Origin of the sequence: Acinetobacter sp. YH12052 (assembly GCF_013419835.1) — a bacterium.
GTDB classification, from domain to species: Bacteria; Pseudomonadota; Gammaproteobacteria; order Pseudomonadales; family Moraxellaceae; genus Acinetobacter; species Acinetobacter amyesii.
In genome coordinates this window covers 15,485-36,030 of sequence record NZ_VOZI01000018.1, presented here as the reverse complement: position 1 = coordinate 36,030, position 20,546 = coordinate 15,485, and the positions used below count along the sequence as shown (strand labels likewise).

Below are 20,546 nucleotides of genomic sequence, written 5' to 3'. Positions count from 1 at the left end.
AGGGTATGATTTCCTGACAATTTTACATGATCTAATATAGCGGTTTTGTTGCTGAATTTCAAATCAACACGTCATTGGCCATTGGCTAAATGAGGGAAGTATTTGTCTTTCCACGCAAAAGAATGTGATGAGTTGCTTCGTGGTCGGTATTCAGCCGCGATGTAACCTGTATATTGGCTTTGATCTAACCATTTAAAAATCTCTGCAAATGGAATCTGCGCTGAGTCAGGTTCATGTCGCCCCGGACAGTCAGCAAACTGTATGTGACCGATATCCTGAATATTTTCTGCCAAAGTACTGAGAATATCTTCACCCATCATCGCCATGTGGTAGCAGTCATATTGCATCTTCAAAGTAGAGTGTTGTACAGCTTCAAGCATTTCCTGAGCTTGGGCAATATTTTGGACCAAAAAGCGCGGCATATCAGTGCCATTAATCATTTCAAATACTGGTTGAATATGATGTTCAGACAACATGTGGCACGCCAGTTTGAGGTTGCTCGACAAGGTATTTAAACATGGGAGCAAGTCAGCATCTTGTGGCTGTTTGCCGGCTAAAATATTGACACTCGGTACATTTAACGCAGTGGCATAGCGAATGCATTGTTCTAAGGCTTGATGAAATTGATTTTCACGCCCCGGAACTCCCGCAAGACCATCACCACCTTGCATCAAATCACCCGCAGGGACATTGATTAAACACAGGCTTAAATCATTGATGGTGAGTTGGGTTTGGATCTGCTCAATACTCAGCTCATACGGAAACTGAATTTCAACATGCTTAAAACCGTGTTCACGAGCCAAAGCAAAACGCTCTAACAACGGCACTTCGGTAAAAATCATGGATAAATTAACCGCGAGCTGAGTCATGTATATCGTCCTTGAAGCAATTTACTTCTAAAGTGAAAGTCGTTAGTTATGTTCGACATGTTGAATGATGGTGGCTAAATCTTTTTCTGCAAAACCATTGTCCTGATGGGCTTTGAGTTGCGATAAAGCAAGGCTGGCAACAGGGATGCTTAATTCAAACTGGGCAGCCAGTTGGACTGCATTATTCAGGTCTTTAGATAAAGTTTGAACTTTCCATTGCACAGGCTCGAACTGATGCGTTGCCATGCGTGGGGTTAAAATCTGAAAAGGCTTTGAATCTGCAAAACCACCAGCAAGTGCTGGTGCTAATAAAGAGGTGTCTACACCTGATTTCTCGGCCAGTGCGACAGCTTCTGCGATTAACGTGCTATTGGCAGCGACGATCAGCTGATTACAAATTTTGGTGGCTTGACCTGTACCTGAGTCGCCCATGCGGGTAACACGTTGAGATAAAACATTGTAGATCAGACTCAAATCTTGAATCGTTTGAGCATCACCACCGGCAAAGATGACCAAGGTGCCTTGTTCAGCACCTGCTGTGCCCCCCGAAACAGGCGAGTCAATCCAAGTGACTTGTTTCAACTTTGCAGCATGAGCCAATTGATGGGTTTGATTCACAGATAGACTCGAGAAGTCGACAATAATTTGTCCTGCCGCTAAATGATTTTCGATGCTTGCATATACCGCAGCAACAGCAGCATCATCTGCGAGACAAGATAAAACCACAGGATAATGGGCAATCTTCTCCAATTGAAGCGCTGTCGCGCCAATCGCAATCAACTCATCACACGCAGCAGCAGTTCTGTTCCACACCGCAACTTCAAATCCTGCCTGAATGAGGCGCGTGGCCATGCGGCTACCCATCAGCCCCATACCTAAAAATGCAATTTTTGTATTACGATCAAACGCCATGTGCTGTACTCAATCTATCCTGTGTGACTATTTTACTTATATTGGCGTGGTAAAAACTGAACCTCAGGGTTCTTGTCTTTTTTACGTGCCAATTGGCTGTTTTTGCCGAGCAGTAATTTTAATTGCCAGATTTTTTCTAAGCGTAAAGATCGTTTTGGACTATGTTCCATGGCATCTAAGACTTGTTTTGCTGCTGCCAAAGCATCTGGAGAACGTTGTGATAATTCTTCGGCTAACTGTTGCGCCTGAAGCAAAGGTTGTTCATTTAAATGTGTCACCAATCCAATTTCCTTGGCATATTCTGCGTCAAAAATACGTGCTGTTAAGGTTAATTCTTTGGCTAAATCCAGTCCAATCACACCTTTGAGTGAGCGGGTTAAGCCCATATCAGGGACTAAGCCCCAACGACTTTCCATAATCGACATTTGCGTTTTCGGGTGGGCAATACGGATATCGGCAGCCAAGGCAAGTTGCATGCCTGCTCCAAAACAAAAGCCTTCAAGTGCGGCAATCACCGGCACAGGGAGTTGTTGCCAAATCAGAAAGGCTTTTTGAAATAAACTTTGACCGGGCTTTAACAGTTCCCACGCGGCATAGGCACGATTTTTCGGATCATTGAGGTCAGCCAAATCAATGCCAGCACTAAATACATTGGCTTCACCCGTTAAAATGACACAGCGTAAGCTACGATCTTTTTTTAATTTTTCAGCGGTGCTGACCAATTCTTTGAGCAATGCAAAGCTCATTGCATTACGTTTTTTTGGACGGTTTAAGTAAACCGTTGCAATGCCATTATTTTTTTCTACACGTAATAAAGCCATGGTAATTACTCTTGTTGTTTCTGCGCCCGAGCATAGCATGCACCCTGACAGGATACATGACAGTGCAGTCACAACAGAAGCTAGACGGCACTGACTTTAGTCGGACTGCGCTTAATTATTTTGTTTGGCTAAGATTTGTTGAGCTGCGTGTTCAACTTGCGCCATGACATTTTTTAACTCATCAAAACGGTTCAGGGTTTCTTGGACAAAAGCGTCATCCGCTTTACGGCGTTCCTTACGTAAGGTCGAAACAAATTGCTCAAATTGACCTGAAACCTCTTGGAGGGTTGGAGCGCCCACATAGCGGGTTGCGCCATAAAGCCGATGTAGTACATGCTCTAATTGTGGAAAATCTTCATCTTCTATGAGCTGTGCCATTTCATGGGTTTCTTGCTCAAAGCTATCGACGAGCATTTTCAGTAAATCGACTGCAAGGTCTTCTTTATTCGCGGCCAACTGCAAGCTTTGCTGCCAATCTAAAATACTTGGCTCTAGGGCTTCAATCACCGAACTGCGCTCTAAAACCGGCACTTTCTTAAAGTTATCGGTAGTCCATTGGGTCAAGATTTGAATAATTTGATCCATTTGAATGGGCTTGGTGACATAGTCATCCATACCACTTTGCAGGAGCTTTTGTTTTTCATCAGAGAGCGCATGTGCCGTCAAAGCGATAATTGGAAGGCGCTTATGATTTTCAAAAGTCGACTCAAGTGAACGAATGGCACGCGTGGTATCGACACCTGACATCACTGGCATTTGAATATCCATAAAGATGAGGTCAAAAGCCGTCAAACCTTGCTCTTGGCGAGCTTGAATGATTTCAATGGCTTCTTGTCCACTCAAAGCCTTGGTGGTTTTCACATTCAACTCAGAGAGCAGGGCTTCAAGCACAATCAGGTTTGGTAAATGGTCGTCGACAGCTAAAATGTGCAGACCTTGACCATTAAATTCTTCATGCTGCTCTTGATCAAACCAAGGCTCATTACTCAATAACTGAATCAGCGCTGTACGGCTGAGTGGTTGATGCAATGGGCGAGCACGGTACTCGTTCAACATGCTTGGATCGAGCATCATTTGGTAGCCATAAACCGCTAAGTTACCGCTATAACGATGACGAATTTCTTTCAGTAAGGCTTCGGAGTCACCACTGTGATCGACGATCAACCAGGTATTTTCATTGGTTTTTAGCTGATTGAGTCGACTAAATAAATCAAGGATCGACTGCGTTTCAATATGTTCAACATCATAATTTTCTAAGTAATGACGCAGGACATTGGCGGTTGCTGGATGTGCTAAGTAGGAAACGACTTGTAGATTGCTAAATTGTGGATGCACAATTTCAATTTCTTCATCGACCACAAAGCGCGCAGTAAACCAGAAGGTTGAACCTTTTTCTGTTGGGGCACGTTCTTGGTTATCTTCAAAACCAATTTGTCCATGCATCAGGCTGACTAATTGTTTGGAGATGGCAAGACCTAAACCTGTACCACCAAATTGACGGGTAACAGATGCATCACCTTGCGAGAAGGATTCAAACAGTTTCTTACGGTCGGTACCGCTTAGGCCGATACCACTGTCTTGCACACTAAAGTGCAGCAGACATTGACCGATGTCATCATGCTCCATACGGACACGGACAATAATTTCACCATCTGGAGTGAATTTAATTGCATTTGAAATTAAGTTGGTCAAAATTTGCTTGAAGCGTAGGACATCACCAACCACAAATTTCGGCACATTGTCCGCATAGTAGAAGGTCATGTCGATGTGTTTTTGTGCTGCCAATGGCGACAACATATCCATCACATCAAAGACGGCTTCTTCTAGGTCAAATTGCGCAGTTTCGAGTTCTAGTTTGCCGGCATCAATTTTGGAGAAATCGAGCACGTCATTAATTAAAGCCAATAAATGTGCAGAAGATTTACGAATCGTTTGTAGATATAAATTTTGCTCATTACTGAGGTTGCCTTGGCGCAGTAAAAGATGAATAAAACCATCAATACTGTTCAGCGGTGTGCGCAGTTCATGGGAAATATTGGCCAAGAACACCGACTTAGACTGATTGGCATGGATTGCTTGGTCACGTGCTTGACGGTAGGTGATGTTTTGCACTTCTAAAGTATCAAGCGTGCGTCTTAAATCATCTTCAGTTTGTTCGGTATGTTCACGCAGTTCTAAAAAGCTGAAATGTAAGCGTTTAACCACATTGGCAATATCACGCTGTAATAAACGGAGCTCGCCAGTACTGTTAATGATCATGTGCTGATCTAGAGTATCGGCATTTAAACGTTGTAACTGCATGCGAATTTCGTACATTGGTGCGATCCAACGACGTGAATAAAAATTCAAACACAGCAAAAGTAATAAGAGTGTCAATAAACCTGTTGCAATCAACACGATTAACACGCGATAGCGGGCAATTTGCAGCGGTTGATTATCCAGTTCAATGCTTAACCATGCCGGCGTCTGGGTTGAATCTGAAATTTTCAGGGCATAAACATGGTTACCCTGATGTGGAATTGGTCCAATAAAAGATGCTTTACTCTCAAAAGCAGGCCAAATAGCTTGATCTTGAAAGCCAATGCTCAGGCGGTTATTGCCTTTGAAATCTATAATCGCAGCACGAATCAAATGTTTTTCGTTCAACATGCTTTGCATGGCATTACGAGCTTGATCAAACTGCCACGGATAATGGTTGAGTAACTCTATGGCAGATTCTGACGTGGGTTGATAGCGCGTCAGGATCGCGACAGCCATTTGTTTTTGTTGTGCTTTGGCTGCATTGGAGGTTTCTGTTATTACCAACATTGCACCGACACAGGCCAAAATGGTGATCGGCACGAAAATAAGTGCAATCAACTGACCATAGGCATGATTTAAGTGTAGGCGTTTAAAAAGCTTTTTGTTGATATTTGACATGGTTTAAGCAGTTTATTCCTTATGCCCCGAATATTAGCATGGATTATTTAAAACTGATTGCGCTTTAATCACTTTCGCGAAAAAGCGAGGCAAATGGGTGCAGGCAAAGGCATTTTTTCATACAATAGGCGCACCTCGATATAGGTGTGAATAATGAGTAATACAACCCCTGATTTTCAAGCAGACGATTTTTTATTAGACCATTACGTCGGCAACACGCCGTTAGTGCGTTTACAGCGTCTGGCAAGTCATACTCAAGCAACAGTATTAGCCAAGTTAGAAGGCAATAACCCAGCGGGTTCGGTCAAAGATCGCCCTGCATATAACATGATTATGCAAGCGGAAAAGCGTGGTCAGATTAAACCGGGTGATACGTTGATTGAAGCGACGAGCGGAAATACAGGGATTGCTTTAGCTATGGTTGCAGCAATGCGTGGCTATAAAATGACCTTGATCATGCCTGCAAGTTCTAGCCAAGAGCGTAAAGATGCCATGCGTGCCTACGGTGCTGAACTGATCGAATCTGAAAACATGGAAGAAGCACGTGATCTTGCCCTTCAAATGGAAAAAGATGGCAAAGGTTTAGTCCTAAACCAGTTTGGTAACCCGGACAATGTGGAAGCACATTACCTCACTACGGGGCCTGAGATTTGGAAACAAACAGGCGGTAAAATTACACATTTCGTCAGCTCAATGGGAACCACCGGGACCATTATGGGGATTTCGAAATATTTAAAAGAACAAAATCCGGATATTCAAATTGTCGGTTTACAACCGTCTGAAGGCTCAAACATTGCTGGTATTCGCCGTTGGCCACAAGAATATCTTCCTACGATTTTTGACCCTTCACGTGTTGATCGCATTATGGATATTCCGCAAATTGAAGCGGAAAAAACGGCTCGTCGTTTAGCACGTACAGAAGGTATCAGTGCAGGTACTTCATCGGGTGGTGCGGTATGGGCTTCAGTTAAATTGGCTGAAGAAAATCCGGATGCCATGATTGTTTGCATCGTATGTGACCGTGGAGACCGCTACTTGTCTACTGGTCTATTCTCTGTTGTTGATCCTGAATAATTACAGTGGCCGATCGGCACTGGTGAGTACTTATGCGTTTACCTGTTTTAATTTTTGATATCGAAACACTGACAGATTTGAAGTCAGGTGCGCATTTGTATGGACTGGATCTGCCTGAGGTGGATCTAGATGCTGCGCTGACTAAACTGCGTCGCCAAGAGGCGGGCACGGATTTTCAGCGTTTGGCCTTGCATGAAATTGTCTGTATCTCTGGACTATGGATTGATGAAAAGGGCATGAAGTTGTTTTCATTTAGCCGTGAAGACAATAGCGAAGCTGAAATTTTAAAAAAATTCGTTTCTATTTTTGAAAAGCGTCATCCGACCTTGGTCAGTTGGAACGGTTCACAGTTTGATTTGCCTGTGATTTTGTTCCGTGCCATGTATCACGGACTATCTGCACCAAGTTTGTTCGATCAGGGCGAGATTGATACGCAAAAGCGCTATAATAACTACCAGAATCGTTATCATCATCGTCATGTAGATTTGATGGATGTCATGGCCATGTTCCATGGTCGTCATTTTCAAAAGCTCGACGATGCAGCACATTTACTTGGTTTCCCCGGTAAACGTGGTGATGGTGGCTACCATGTGCCTGAATATGTGCGTGAACAACAGTGGATGGAACTGACCAGCTACTGTGAAGGTGATGTGCTCAATACATGGTTGATTTATTTACGCTGGCTGTTGCTGAAAGGACAGTTATTGTTAAATGATCATCAGCACTTGATTCAAAGTACGATTCAATATTTACAAACTCAGCCGCAACACGCTGACTTTTTATTGGTATGGCAGCAAACCTCGCAACGTACCGAATTCACCCAATCTGATTTCCCATCTTCCACACATTAGGTACGCATGAAACACAAAGCCAAACCCCAAAAAGCCCAACAACCCATTTATACATTTCAGGTTGAATCGCTTTCACATGAGGGGCGAGGCATAGCGCACTTTGGGACGCATCCAGATCATCCTGCGGAAAAACACGGTAAGAAAGTATTTATTCGTTATGCATTGCCAGGTGAAACGGTGCATGCGCGTATTACTAATGTCGTTAAGCGTCTCGAAGAAGCAGATAGTCTGGAATTGCTGAGTGAAGAGTCTGCTCTACGGGTTAAACCGGCCTGCCCACATTATGGGGTCTGTGGTGGGTGTAGCATGCAGCATATTCATCCCGACGAGCAAATTCGTTTAAAACAAGATGTTTTACAATCACATTTGCAACATTTTGCTGGGATACAACCTGATCAATGGTTAGCTCCTTTACGTTCATTGCGTGAAGATTACCGTCGTAAAGCGCGTATCGGTGTGCGTTACTTACCTGCAAAAGATAAGCTCGTGGTCGGCTTTCGTGAAAGCCAGTCAAATAAACTGACTTCGATTGACCGTTGTATGGTGTTGGATCGTGAGTTTGGCTCAATCACCACACTCAAACAACTGTTACAAGGTTTGCAAGGTAAAGCAGATATTGGGCATATGGAACTGGCCATGGGAGATCAAGAAATTGCTCTCCTGATTCGTCATACGGCGGAACTTTGCGCGGAAGATGTCAACCAATTAGTAAAATTTGCGTTACATAAAGAGTGGCAACTGTACTTACAACCTGAGGGACCGGACAGCTTACATCGTGTGGATCATCCCGATGCACCGATGCGTCTGCACTATGGTCTAAGTGACTTTGCTGTGGAATTTGGCTTTAATCCTCAAGACTTCACGCAAGTGAATTCCACGATTAATCCGCAAATGGTGAAACTGGCATGTGAATTGCTTCAGTTACAACAGGGTGAGCGAGTTCTAGATCTGTTTTGTGGCTTAGGAAACTTTTCTTTACCACTTGCTCAATGTGTGGGTTCAACGGGTCAAGTCGTTGCAGTTGAAGGGAGTGAAGAAATGGTTCAGCGTGGTGCAGAAAATGCACAAAACAATGGCCTTTCGCAACTGAAATTTTATTCACAAGATTTAACAAAAGATTTTTCGCATCATTCTTGGGCAAAACAAGGATTTGATGCATTATTGATAGACCCACCACGTTCTGGTGCAGAAGAAATAATGCGTTATGTGCCCAAATTTGGTGCAAAAAGAATCGTTTATGTGTCATGTAATCCTGCAACACTAGCACGCGATGCTGGAATGCTGGTACAACAAGGCTACCGTTTGAAAAAAGCGGGTGTCATGGACATGTTTACCCATACAGGGCATGTCGAATCGATTGCTTTGTTCGAAAAAGAAAATCAGATAAACGATTAAAAGTTATGAAGCGTAGAAAACTAGGAGTAGGGTATGGTCACAGTACGTGAACAATTACCTGGACGTCTCAATGAGCTGTCTCAGGAAACGACTGTAGAACATGCCGAGCAAGCACAGCATGATTTAGCTGAATGGCTAGAGCGTGTGAGTGGCATGTTTGACGGGGCTCCTCTAAAGCAACTCGAAGAAGTTGCACATCTGACCTTGCAGAATGAACTTGAAACAACGGTCAACCATCGCTCGAATACCTTCTATACGGGTATTGAAATGGCGGATATTCTTGCTCATCTGTATGCGGATGAAGATACGTTATCAGCAGCCATGCTGTATCGAAGTGTTCGTGAAGGCGTAACCAGTTTAGAAGAAGTCCAAAGCAAATTTGGCGATCAAGTGCATGCTTTGGTCAAAGGCACGCTTGCCATGGGTAAGTTGTCTGACCTGATTGAGCAAAATAAACGTCTAGAAGATCATTTTAATAATAATCAGCGTGAACATTTGACCGGCATTTATAAAATGCTGATCTCTGTGACCGAAGATGTTCGTGTTGTATTAATCAAACTTTCTGAACGTACCTATGCATTACGTGAGTTGGCGCACTCAACCAAAGAGCGACAAGAGCGTGTCGCACGAGAAATTTTAACCATTTATTCGCCGCTCGCGCACCGTTTAGGGATTGCACAGCTTAAGTGGGAGCTTGAAGATCTTGCTTTCCGTTATCTAGCACCTGAACGCTATAAAGAAATTGCCTCTTTACTGAATGAAAAACGTTTAGAGCGTGAGCAATATATTCAGTTCGTGACAGAAAAGTTGCGTAAAGAACTGTTAGATCATGGCATTGAGGCCGAGATTAATGGTCGGGTGAAACACATTTATTCGATTTATCGAAAAATGAAGAGTAAGAACCTGAGCTTTGATCAGCTTTATGACATTCGAGCAGTTCGCGTTTTGGTGGATAATGTACCTGAGTGTTATCACACACTGGGGATCGTTCATCAGATTTGGCGTCATATTCCGCATCAGTTCGATGATTATATTACCAACCCGAAAGCCAATGGTTATCGCTCACTGCATACGGCCGTGATTGCAGAGAACAAATCTTTAGAAGTGCAAATTCGTACGCATAATATGCACGAAGAAGCTGAGCTCGGGGTGTGTTCGCACTTTAACTATAAAGAAGGTTCTAAAACCACAGATTATTCATTTAATCATCGCTTACATTCTTTACGTGCAGTGCTTGAACATTATCAAGAACGAAATGATGCCAGCGCCCATAAAGAAGATGAGGCTTCTGAAAACTTCGAACAAATCCAAGAGTTTGAAGATTTTGAGAAAATCTATGTGTTCAGTCGTGACGGTGATATCAAAGAATTACCACGCGGTTCAACTGTGCTCGACTTTGCCTATCATGTGCATACTGAAGTGGGCAACAAATGCTATGCAGCACGAGTAAACCAACGTTATGTACCTTTAACCTATACCCTAAAAACTGGGGAACAGGTCGAGATTTTAACCAAGAAAGATCGAGAACCAAACCGAGATTGGTTGGTAAACTCGTTGGGTTATATCAAGACGGCTCGAGCACGTGACAAGTTGCGTCATTGGTTCCGTCAGCAAGACCGTAGTAAAAACTTGGAAGTGGGACGTGAGATTCTGAATAAAGAATTGTCACGTTTGGCGATTCACCCGAAAAGTATCGATTTGAATGATTACTGCAATCATTTTAATGTGAAATTGGGTGAAGATATATTGATTGGCTTGGTGAGTGGTGACATTAGCTTACATGCCTTAATCAATCAGGTTAACCGTCATATGCACCTCGATCAGGATGAGCCTGAACTGGTGTTAAAACCGACCTTGAACCCACGTGCAAGTCATACGCTTTCGGCGCATGGTATTTTGATTGATGGTTTGGACAATGTAGAACTACACATTGCTCAGTGTTGTCAGCCTGTGCATGGTGAATCGATTGCTGGTTATATCACCCTGAATCGTGGCGTAAGTATCCATAAGGTCGCATGTCCGGATTATATCCGTATGATTGGGCAAGAGCCTGAACGTGCGGTTGAAGCGGATTGGGAAATGCAGCCAACTCGTGGTCAAAGTGTGCAAATCGTGGTGGAAGCTTATGACCGTCGTGGTTTGCTTAAAGATCTGACTCAAGTGATTTTCTCAGACCAAATCAATATTCGTCAGGTGAATACGATTTCCGAAAGTGATGGTATTGCCAATATGAAGCTGTTGATTGAAGTGAAAGGCTTGGCGCAGTTATCGAAACTGTTGGCACGTCTAGAGCAACAACCAGGCATTATCAGCGCACGTCGCTTGGTACAAGGTAGCTAAAAATAAAGCTGTATAAAAAACCCGCTGCGTGCGGGTTTTTTATTATATTGGGGGAGAGAAATTATAAAATTGAATGCTTATGCTGCCTTCAGAGCTTTTTGAAAAGCGTCGACAGAATCTAACACAAGCCATTGACCATTGGGTTGCAACAGGCCCCTTTAAAAATGGTAAAGCTGTGTGTGAACATTTTGGCTTAGCGGTTCCTTTAATTTCCCAATTATTAAATAGTCATCGGCAGATTGGAGAGAAATTTGCACGTGAATTAGAGTCACAATTGGGACTCATTAAGGGAAGTTTAGATAATGAGGTTCAGTTTATAGAACAAGACAAGTGCACTGAGGAGCAAGCAAGCTTGGTCCTTTTTGAAATGCAGGTGGTTGAGACACAGGCATTTTCTTTAAAACCGATTTCAAATGATTCATCTCAATATTCAGCATTATTTAAAAACACTCAAGACCTGTATTTGATTCGCATCACAGCATCGTATTATGCCCCTGTATTACAAGAGGGTTGGCTTGTGGTCTGTGATGAACGGCGAGGGGTAGAGAGATCGGATCTAGCCTGTGTATATTTGCGAAATGGCTTAAATTTAATTTTAAACGTGATACAGCAAACAGATGATACATGGCAATTTGCAAGTCTAGACCAAAAACGACAGGTAGAATTCCTGCAATCCGATATTAAAAAGTTACATCCTATTATTGCGATTTTGCCTAGCTCATTTATTTAAGGTAGTCGCATAAAAAAACCCATCCGAAGATGGGTTTTGATCTGAACTATAAGTTGAAAAGCTTAAGGAATCTCTTCTTCTTCAAATTCAGGCTTCACTTGTACAATGAAGTCTTGACGGTTCAGGCCACGCCATAACGCGAAGGCTGTACCAATGTAGATTGATGAATATGTACCCACAAATACACCAACAAACATTGCAACAGAGAACCATTTCAGACCATCACCGCCCAGTACCATCATCGCTACAACAACCAGTAATAGTGTCATTGAGGTATGAATGGTACGGCGAAGTGTTTCAGTTAATGCACTGTTGACAACTTCGAGAGGCTCAGCACCACGAATCTTACGGAAGTTTTCACGAATACGGTCAGATACAACGATGTTATCGTTGAGCGAGAAACCGATAATCGCGAGTAGCGCAGCCAAAACTGTTAAGTCAAACGGCCACTGCATCATGGCAAAGATACCAATGGTCACCACGATATCGTGGAATAAAGACAGTACAGCACCCATCGCAAGTTTGAATTCAAAGCGAATAGTGACATAAACCAGCATGAGCAGTAGGGCAAGACCTACAGCGCCAGCAGAACGCACGTAGAGTTCATTACCGACTTGACCGCCAACCACATCAACTTTATGTACTTCTGCTTTATTGCCCGGCAATTGAGCAGCAGTCGTAATGGCTTTGGTTAAGTCTTCAGCTTCAATGTCTTTTTGAACTGGCATACGAACCATCAGGTCGCGGTCAGATCCTAAGGTTTGTACTACAGGATCTTTAAAACCAGCTTTTGTCAGCGCTGAGCTCACATCGGTAGATTTTACTGGTTGACTATAGTTCAACTCTGCTGCTACACCACCAGTAAAGTCCAAACCGAGGTTTAGACCTTTGGTGCAAATAAAAAAGATACTTGCGAGCGTTAAGACAATCGATATCAAGGCTGCCGGTTTGGCAATCTTCATAAACGGAATAATGCGCTCGTTGTCCGGACGGCCGTATTGTTTCGGTTGAGTATTTTCAGTCATCTTCGATCTCCTAAATGCTCAACTTCTTCAGGTTACGTTTTTTACCATAAATGATTTGTACGATTGCACGTGTCACGGTAATCGCTGTGAACATCGAGCACACAATACCAATCATTAGGGTAACCGCGAAGCCTTTAATCGGGCCTGTACCAATTGCAAACAGAATGAAAGCAACCAAGAATGTGGTTAAGTTGGAGTCAAAGATGGTGTTATACGCACGATCATAACCCGCAACAATCGCCTGTTTCGGCGAGGCACCCCATTTAATTTCCTCTCGTATCCGCTCACAGATCAGTACGTTGGCATCGACCGCCATACCAATGGTAATTACGATACCTGCAATACCCGGAAGGGTGAGGGACGCGCCAATCCAAGACATGATGGTTAAAATCATGGCAAGGTTAACCACGAGTGCAAAGTTGGCAATCAAGCCGAACACACGGAAGAAGACTACCATCCAAATCGCAACCAATAAGAAACCGATTTGAGTTGATAATACGCCTTTGTCAATGTTTTCTTGACCGAGACTCGGACCAATCACACGTTCTTCAACGAAGTACATTGGCGCTGCCAAAGCACCTGCACGTAACATCAATGCAAGTTCAGATGCTTCTTGAGGTGAATCTAGACCGGTAATACGGAACTGAGAACCCAATACAGCTTGAATAGTTGCCGCATTGATGACTACAGATTCGGTATAAGGTGTACGAACTTCAGTTTGTGTACCTGTTGCAGGATCTGCAACATAACTAATTTTTTGTTTGTTCTCGATGAACAAAACAGCCATTCGTTTGCCTACAGCATTACGAGTAGCTTCAGACATCAACTTACCGCCCGCAGTGTCCAAAGTAATATTTACTTCAGCACCACCTGTATCTTGGCTAAAGCCTGATGACGCGTTTTGTACACGTTCACCCGTTAAGATACGGTTACGGTTAAGCAATAATTGACGACCGCTGTCCAAAGATTCATAAGCAAAAGCTTCGGTACCCGGCGGTAATGAGCCTTTTGCTTGACCTGTGTATGGATCGATGTATTGATCATTTAAGTCAGAAACTAAGCGGAACTCAAGGTTTGCAGTACGACCAAGTACACGTTTTGCTTCAGCAGTATCTTGTACACCCGGTAATTCAACCACAATACGGTTGCTACCTTGGGTTTGCACCAATGCTTCCGCTACACCTAACTCGTTAATACGGTTACGTAAAGTCGTTAAGTTTTGGTTAACAGCATAAGACTGAATTTCTTGTTTACGTGTATCTGTGTAGCTTAAACGTAGTGTTGAACCTTCAGTTGTTGCAACCGCTTGTTGAGTATATTCATTGCCGTTACGACGAAGGAAATCCATAGCTGCAGAACGGTCATCATTATTTGCAAATTGCATCGTAATGGTGTTGTTGTTCAAAGATAAGCTATTGAATTTTAATTTATTGTCGCGAAGTTGGCGACGTAAGTCAGCCGCAGACGTTTCCATACGTTGTGAAATGGCTTTATCCATATCCACTTCAAGTAGGAAATGTACACCACCACGTAAATCCAGACCTAGCTTCATTGGTTTAGCACCAATTTTTTGTAGCCATTCTGGCGTAGTAGGCGCAAGGTTCAGTGCGACGACATAATTTTCACCGAGCCCACGACGCAGTGCTTCTTTCGCTTTTAATTGTTGTTCGCTCGAATCAACACGTAATAAAGCGGCATTATTGGTGAAGCTATTGTCATGGCTGGCAATATTTTCAGATTTTAAAATCTGCTCTGCTTTTTGTACGATGCTTTGGTCAATCTGGGTACCGGCTTTGGCACCTGAAATTTGAACAGCAGGTTCATCAGGATACAAACTTGGCAGGGCATATAATGTACTGATGACTAGTACCACTAGAATCAGTAGATATTTCCATGCTGGGTAACGCATTCGTTTTCTTCTTAAAATGAAAAAAGCCGTGCGGGTGCACGACTTATTTTTTGATTAAAGGTTATTTAGAGTGCCTTCAGGCAGAACTGAAATCACACTTGCGCGTTGTACTTTTACTTCTACGCCACGGTTCAGTTCAACAACTGCAAAATCACCTTCGATTTTTGTGATTTTACCCATTAAACCGCCCGCAAAAACAACTTCACTACCAACACCTAGGCTTTCAATTAGTGCACGATGTTCTTTTGCACGTTTTGATTGAGGGCGCCAGATCAAGAAGTAGAAGATTGCGACAAATACCGCAATCATCAACAGGTTTGCCATCATGCTTGGTTGCTGTGCAGCTTCACCTGCCGCGTGAGCAGTAGAAATAAAAAGGCTCATTTCATTTTCCTAAACTAAAAAAACTGGTTATCAATACTTTGATAAATAAATTGGACTTGTTCAGCAATTTACCTTGTCTTTTTCTTCAGCGCAAATGCTGAAAGAATTAATCTTGAGGACAAGGTGGCACTTCCATGCCGCGACGACGATAAAAGTCTTCAACAAACTCATCAAAAGTGCCATGATCGAGAGCATCACGCATCGCTTCAGTCAGACGCAGGTAATAACGTAAGTTATGAATAGTACCGAGCATCGAACCGAGCATTTCACCGCATTTCTCAAGATGGAAGAGATAAGATTTGGTGAAATTTGTACAGGTATAGCAGTCGCAATGTGGGTCAAGCGGACTTTGATCATGACGATATTTGGCATTGCGAATACGCACTAAACCGTCGGTCACAAAATAATGACCATTACGTGCATTTCGTGTTGGCATCACACAGTCAAACATATCGACACCGCGACGAACTGCTTCTACGATATCTTCTGGTTTACCGACACCCATCAAGTAACGTGGTTTATCCGCAGGCATTTTCTCTGGAAGATAATCCAATACTTTGATCATTTCTTCTTTAGGTTCGCCAACAGACAAGCCGCCAATGGCATAACCATCAAAATCAATTTCTTTCAGACCATTCAAAGATTCATCACGTAAATCTTCGTACATGCCGCCTTGGATAATACCAAACAGGGCATTACGGTTTTTCAGCACGTCATGATGTTGAGTCTTACAACGTTTCGCCCAACGTAATGAAAGCTGCAATGATTTTTGCGCTTCTTCATGTGTCGCAGGATAAGGCGTACATTCATCAAAAATCATCACGATGTCTGAATTCAGCGTGTGCTGAATATCCATCGAAATTTCAGGAGATAAAAAGACTTTAGAGCCGTCAATCGGAGAGCGGAAAGTTACGCCATCTTCTTTAATTTTGCGCATAGCGCCAAGACTGAAGACTTGGAAACCGCCTGAATCTGTCAAAATCGGGTTATTCCATTTCATGAATTGGTGTAAGCCACCATGTTCACGAATGACATCTAGGCCTGGGCGTAGATATAAATGGAAGGTATTACCTAAAATAACTTGGGATTTAATTTCTTTAATGTCACGTGGGAGCATGCCTTTTACAGTACCGTAAGTACCGACAGGCATGAACATCGGTGTTTCAACGACACCATGTTCAAGGGTTAAACGGCCGCGACGAGCACGGCCCGATTGCGCCAATTTTTCAAACTTCATACAAGGTCCAGATCAAGGCGAAAAAACAGTTCGCTGATGGTAAGAGTGCTAAAAGTGCTCTATTTTCCTTGATTCTGCGGTTAAACGCTAGCTTTGTCGGGTGTTAAGTCTGTAAATTTATAGATCGCTTCTTGTGACAGGGCTTCATCTGAACTCTTGGCATTAAAATAAAACTGGTTAATTCGCTGCAAAATTTCTTCTTTTTCCATCGCAAATGTGCCTTTCGGGTCTGATGTCATGGCTACGATGCTGTCAATAAGCTTTTGAATATAGGGGTTCGTGGTTGCATAACTTTTTTCTAAGCTTAAGAGATAGATTTCATTGGCAACATGTAAATAGTTATAAGGTTGTATTTCAACGATTTGAGCCAAATCAATCAGCAGGTCTTTATCATACTGAGACAGCTTCATACGCTTGGGTAAACTGTCGAGCTTGAGGGGTTGTTTGGATTTGAGAAAATCGTCAAGTTGTGTACTTGGAGGATTTAAAACCTGAGCTGAATAAATTTCTATTTCGGGCTGTGTCGGGACCGTGATAAAAAACAGAATATTGTCCAGTTCTATGCCGTAGGACTGAACCAAGTCGAATTTTGTTTGTTGTATGGCATTGAGCAAGATTGAAAGATGGTTAGCCGATTCAGACTTTATCGTAATTTTTATAGAAGATGGATCAAGGTTTAAATGGCCCACTTCATTTACAGATGTCAGTTTGAACTGCGCCAAGTCTTGACTTAAAGCCAGTAGGCTACGATAGCGCCATTTCGACACATTCCATCGATCATGCGCTGCAAGATATTGAGCAGAATCTTCATCTTCGGCAAAAATACTACGCTGCGTAGAGACTGCGATATAGTCTATGGATAAATAGGGATTGAACGCCAATGTACATGCGTAAATATGGTCGTCTTGGTGCTGCTCATAGAGTTTGAAAAACGCCTGAATCAGCACATTTTTCAGTGCATTAATTTGATTTTGCATATTTTATTTTTCTTTCTAGTTTTGGAGGTGCTTGATCACCTCATCATTATTTTTTTTACTTTTGTGCATTAAAGCCCGAACTTAAAAGTTCGGACGATAATCAAAATTTTGGCTGGCAGCTTGATCGCGGAAAGGGCGAACCGCTTTTTTACTCAGCAATAGCGTATTAATAATATTGTTAGGAAACACTTGAATGTGGTTGTTGAACAACTCAACGTTGCGGTTAAAAATAGTAATCGCCGCACCGACATTTTCGTTTTGTTCTTCAATTTCATTCATCATTTTCAGATAAATTTCATTGGCTTTGAGCTCAGGATAATTTTCAACCACAACATTCAGGCTGCGCATCAGATCTTGATTTAAGGCTTCAATACGCTGTAATTGGCTGACATCGGTACTATTGACGTTCAAATTCATAATGTTTTGACGGAGTTCAGTGACTTTTGCCAAAGTCCCTTGTTCAAAATTGGAATATTGCTCAACCAAAGGCTGTAATCCATCTAAAATTTTGATTTTTTGACGTTCATAGCTAGCTACATCTGACCATGCACGAATGGTTGCATTGTGATGTCGGACAATGTTGTTGCGAATCATGATTGCGCCAATCACCAATACAATGATGATTAAAACAAAGATCAAAAGCCCCATAAAATTTTATCCTCAAGATAAAAGGTCGTAGTTTAAAACATTATTGTATGAAATCTATTTTAAAAACTGCGTTAAGTCGTTTTTCAAATTTTCTAAAGCATTTAATTTAAAGGTTCTGAGATGTCCACGCAATGCAGAAACATCCTGAATTCGTTTTGCTTTACTACTGACTTTAAATAAATCTGTAGAGCCAAGATAGCACATTATTCGGTGGCTCGGATGAAATAGCAGATCACCTTCACGGTTTTGAAAAAAATCCGCCAGTCGGAGGACAAATCCCGGGCTGAGTAATTTAGCCATTTCCATTTGGTTATCGCCATAAAACTTTAATTTTTGATTGGTTTGGATGTCGCTGCTGTGCCAAGGAAAACTATAGGGATAGCCAAAGTTTTTGCCTGTTGTAGATACGGCTAGTCCATGGATGCCAATATCAAAAATAAATACGCCCCACAGGTCTTTATGAATTTCTTTAACCGTGACTTCATCACCGTCTTTGTCACGTACTTTCAGTTCATTCACATAGTGATAATGAAAGACCATGACTTGATGCTGTTGCTGATTTTCATCTTCCCAAACGGTGCTCGCGAAGGTCTGAATATCATTCGAAAGGCTGCCTTGCTTAAATACGGGGAACATACGTTTAAGATTGCCAATAAATTGTAGATTATTCAGCGGCATTGAAATGTATTCAGGCTGTCGGTTAAAAGCCAGTTGGTATTTTTTTGCGATGCATTCGGTTTCCAAAAACGCAATAACATCTTCGAGCGGGTCATCTTTTTCATAGCTGATATAGGCCCAGAACACCATGGCCAACCCCACAGCAAAGCAGAGCTGTGCCCAGCCATGATCGGGCTGAATTACAATAAACAGCATGAAGCCGATACCCAGCGCAGCTAAAGCTAGGGGGAGTAAATTTTCAAATTTGAGCGTAATGGGCGCGTTCCAAGGATGCAACCCATCGAGGAGCTCTTGGTGTGTTTTTGCGTTTCGGCCTATATCCCATAGCCGAGCAATATTCTGAAAAACAACTTCATTCTTTTTGCGACGAATATGGATGGAATGCTTTACAGAATCTATCGGCATAGGGATGATTTCAGCGTTCGATTATTTGTGGTTAATGTTATCAATTAACATCGCATCGCCATAACTAAAGAAGCGATATTGGCTGTCTACCGCGTGATGATAGGCATTTAAAATATTGTCTCGGTTAGATAGGGCAGACACCAACATCAGTAGGGTCGATTCAGGTAAATGGAAGTTGGTAATTAAACGATCGACCACTTTGAACTCATAACCTGGGTAGATAAAGATTTGCGTATCACCTGTCCAACCCTTGAGTTCGCCGCCATTGGCTTGAGCGGCACTTTCAGTCGCGCGAGTCGCTGTAGTACCAACAGCAATGACTTTATTGCCACGTGCTTTTGTCTCACGGATTAAAGCCATAGATTCTTCTGATACGTCACACCATTCGCTGTGCATGATGTGATTTTCAATGTCATTGGTACGCACGGGTAAGAATGTACCAGCACCCACATGCAAGGTAACAAAAGTTTTATTTACGCCTTTGTCCGCCAATTTTTTGAGTAGCGCTTCATCAAAATGTAAGCTTGCTGTTGGTGCTGCAACTGAAGCCAATTTGGTTGGATCGTTAAAAACAGTTTGGTAACGTTCGGTATCAATCGCTTCTGCTTCACGGTTAAAGTAAGGCGGAATCGGTAAAGCACCGTATAAATCTAAAACTTGTAAAATAGGCTGTGAAAATTCCACAACAAATAAGTTTTCATGACGGCCTTGAACGGTCACTTTAACTTCGTCTGGACCAATAAATAATTCCGCACCTTCTTTAGGCGTATTGCTGGCTTTAATGTGGCAATGTGCGGTTTTTGGGTCAAGAATACGTTCAACCAAGACTTCAACTGCACCACCTGTAGCGCGTTTGCCTTTTAAGCGAGCTTTCATCACTTTGGTATCGTTCAGTACCAATAAGTCACCTTCATTGAGCAAGTCTAAAATGTCAGTGAAATGATGGTCGTGGTATTCGCCATTCAGGTCGAGATGGAGCAGGCGTGATGCACTACGTGTTTCAAGCGGATAGCGGGCAATGAGTTCGTCAGGGAGATTGAAGTTAAAGTCAGAAAGTTGCATGTTAAGAAATCTGAAAAGGGGATAATGAAATTTGGCTTAGTATAAGCTTTTTTGGGTTTTAACGCTGAAATTGATGGATTATCCATCTAAAAATTCTTATACGGTTTATTTTTAATCAAATGAGAACATCATGCGTTGACAAGTTTTTGAAACAGTTTATTATACGTTTCAACACCTTCCCGAGGTGGTGAAATTGGTAGACGCGGTGGATTCAAAATCCACTATCAGAGATGATGTGTCGGTTCGAGTCCGACCCTCGGGACCAAAATTCTAAAAGACCCCAAGCTTATTAAGACTTGGGGTTTTTTTT

The 20,546-nt window shown here is 42.5% G+C and carries 17 protein-coding genes and 1 tRNA gene; 6 read left to right on the top strand and 12 right to left on the bottom strand.

Annotated elements, in window-relative coordinates:
- Window positions 1–71: 71 nt before the first annotated feature.
- From FTU06_RS13450 to FTU06_RS13435, 4 genes are all read right to left on the bottom strand, one after another.
- Window positions 72–869 (bottom strand): hydroxypyruvate isomerase family protein, encoded by a 798-nt coding sequence (locus FTU06_RS13450; RefSeq protein WP_078191282.1) that lies wholly within the window; start codon window positions 867–869, stop codon window positions 72–74.
- A gap of 42 nt (window positions 870–911) precedes the next feature.
- The gene (locus FTU06_RS13445) at window positions 912–1,781 is read right to left on the bottom strand and encodes an NAD(P)-dependent oxidoreductase (RefSeq protein WP_180147149.1); all 870 of its coding nucleotides are present in this window, start codon (window positions 1,779–1,781) and stop codon (window positions 912–914) included.
- 32 nt (window positions 1,782–1,813) lie between these two features.
- Window positions 1,814–2,602, bottom strand: a complete 789-nt coding sequence (locus FTU06_RS13440; protein WP_180109245.1) for a crotonase/enoyl-CoA hydratase family protein — start codon at window positions 2,600–2,602, stop codon at window positions 1,814–1,816.
- 111 nt (window positions 2,603–2,713) lie between these two features.
- Window positions 2,714–5,521, bottom strand: a complete 2,808-nt coding sequence (locus tag FTU06_RS13435; protein WP_180147146.1) for an ATP-binding protein — start codon at window positions 5,519–5,521, stop codon at window positions 2,714–2,716.
- A 153-nt stretch (window positions 5,522–5,674) separates the two neighbouring features.
- Between FTU06_RS13435 and cysM the strand changes: the two genes are divergently transcribed.
- From cysM to FTU06_RS13410, 5 genes are all read left to right on the top strand, one after another.
- A complete protein-coding gene (gene cysM / locus FTU06_RS13430; protein WP_111885452.1) occupies window positions 5,675–6,595 on the top strand; it encodes a cysteine synthase CysM in 921 nt (306 codons plus the stop codon).
- A gap of 32 nt (window positions 6,596–6,627) precedes the next feature.
- Window positions 6,628–7,446 carry a 3'-5' exonuclease gene (locus FTU06_RS13425; RefSeq protein WP_180009011.1) on the top strand — a complete coding sequence of 273 codons (819 nt, stop codon included), beginning with the start codon at window positions 6,628–6,630 and terminating at the stop codon, window positions 7,444–7,446.
- A gap of 6 nt (window positions 7,447–7,452) precedes the next feature.
- Window positions 7,453–8,841, top strand: a complete 1,389-nt coding sequence (rlmD, locus tag FTU06_RS13420; protein ID WP_180147143.1) for a 23S rRNA (uracil(1939)-C(5))-methyltransferase RlmD — start codon at window positions 7,453–7,455, stop codon at window positions 8,839–8,841.
- A 33-nt stretch (window positions 8,842–8,874) separates the two neighbouring features.
- Window positions 8,875–11,181: a bifunctional (p)ppGpp synthetase/guanosine-3',5'-bis(diphosphate) 3'-pyrophosphohydrolase gene (locus FTU06_RS13415; protein WP_078194183.1), complete on the top strand. Its 2,307-nt coding sequence runs from the start codon at window positions 8,875–8,877 to the stop codon at window positions 11,179–11,181.
- Between the two features lie 79 nt (window positions 11,182–11,260).
- Entirely contained in the window at window positions 11,261–11,911 is a 651-nt protein-coding gene (locus FTU06_RS13410) for a hypothetical protein (protein WP_180026757.1), read from the top strand.
- Window positions 11,912–11,973: 62 nt separating this feature from the next.
- Here FTU06_RS13410 and secF read toward each other — a convergent pair whose 3' ends face one another.
- From secF to queA, 8 genes are all read right to left on the bottom strand, one after another.
- Window positions 11,974–12,936 (bottom strand): protein translocase subunit SecF, encoded by a 963-nt coding sequence (gene secF / locus FTU06_RS13405; RefSeq protein ID WP_180102843.1) that lies wholly within the window; start codon window positions 12,934–12,936, stop codon window positions 11,974–11,976.
- 10 nt (window positions 12,937–12,946) lie between these two features.
- Window positions 12,947–14,845 carry a protein translocase subunit SecD gene (secD, locus tag FTU06_RS13400; protein WP_111885819.1) on the bottom strand — a complete coding sequence of 633 codons (1,899 nt, stop codon included), beginning with the start codon at window positions 14,843–14,845 and terminating at the stop codon, window positions 12,947–12,949.
- Window positions 14,846–14,899: 54 nt separating this feature from the next.
- On the bottom strand, window positions 14,900–15,229 hold the full coding sequence (gene yajC, locus FTU06_RS13395) for a preprotein translocase subunit YajC (protein ID WP_078191271.1): 330 nt from the start codon (window positions 15,227–15,229) through the stop codon (window positions 14,900–14,902).
- 106 nt (window positions 15,230–15,335) lie between these two features.
- Window positions 15,336–16,466 (bottom strand): tRNA guanosine(34) transglycosylase Tgt, encoded by a 1,131-nt coding sequence (gene tgt, locus FTU06_RS13390; RefSeq protein ID WP_078191270.1) that lies wholly within the window; start codon window positions 16,464–16,466, stop codon window positions 15,336–15,338.
- Between the two features lie 80 nt (window positions 16,467–16,546).
- The gene (locus FTU06_RS13385) at window positions 16,547–17,443 is read right to left on the bottom strand and encodes a DUF4303 domain-containing protein (RefSeq protein WP_180147140.1); all 897 of its coding nucleotides are present in this window, start codon (window positions 17,441–17,443) and stop codon (window positions 16,547–16,549) included.
- A gap of 81 nt (window positions 17,444–17,524) precedes the next feature.
- Complete coding sequence (locus FTU06_RS13380; protein WP_180114441.1) at window positions 17,525–18,091, bottom strand: LemA family protein; 567 nt, start codon at window positions 18,089–18,091, stop codon at window positions 17,525–17,527.
- A 54-nt stretch (window positions 18,092–18,145) separates the two neighbouring features.
- Window positions 18,146–19,174, bottom strand: coding sequence for a hypothetical protein (locus FTU06_RS13375; protein ID WP_180147138.1), 1,029 nt, complete (start codon window positions 19,172–19,174; stop codon window positions 18,146–18,148).
- A 21-nt stretch (window positions 19,175–19,195) separates the two neighbouring features.
- On the bottom strand, window positions 19,196–20,236 hold the full coding sequence (queA, locus tag FTU06_RS13370) for a tRNA preQ1(34) S-adenosylmethionine ribosyltransferase-isomerase QueA (RefSeq protein ID WP_078191326.1): 1,041 nt from the start codon (window positions 20,234–20,236) through the stop codon (window positions 19,196–19,198).
- A gap of 178 nt (window positions 20,237–20,414) precedes the next feature.
- Here queA and FTU06_RS13365 point away from each other — a divergent pair.
- Window positions 20,415–20,501 (top strand) — tRNA-Leu (locus FTU06_RS13365).
- Window positions 20,502–20,546: the final 45 nt, after the last annotated feature.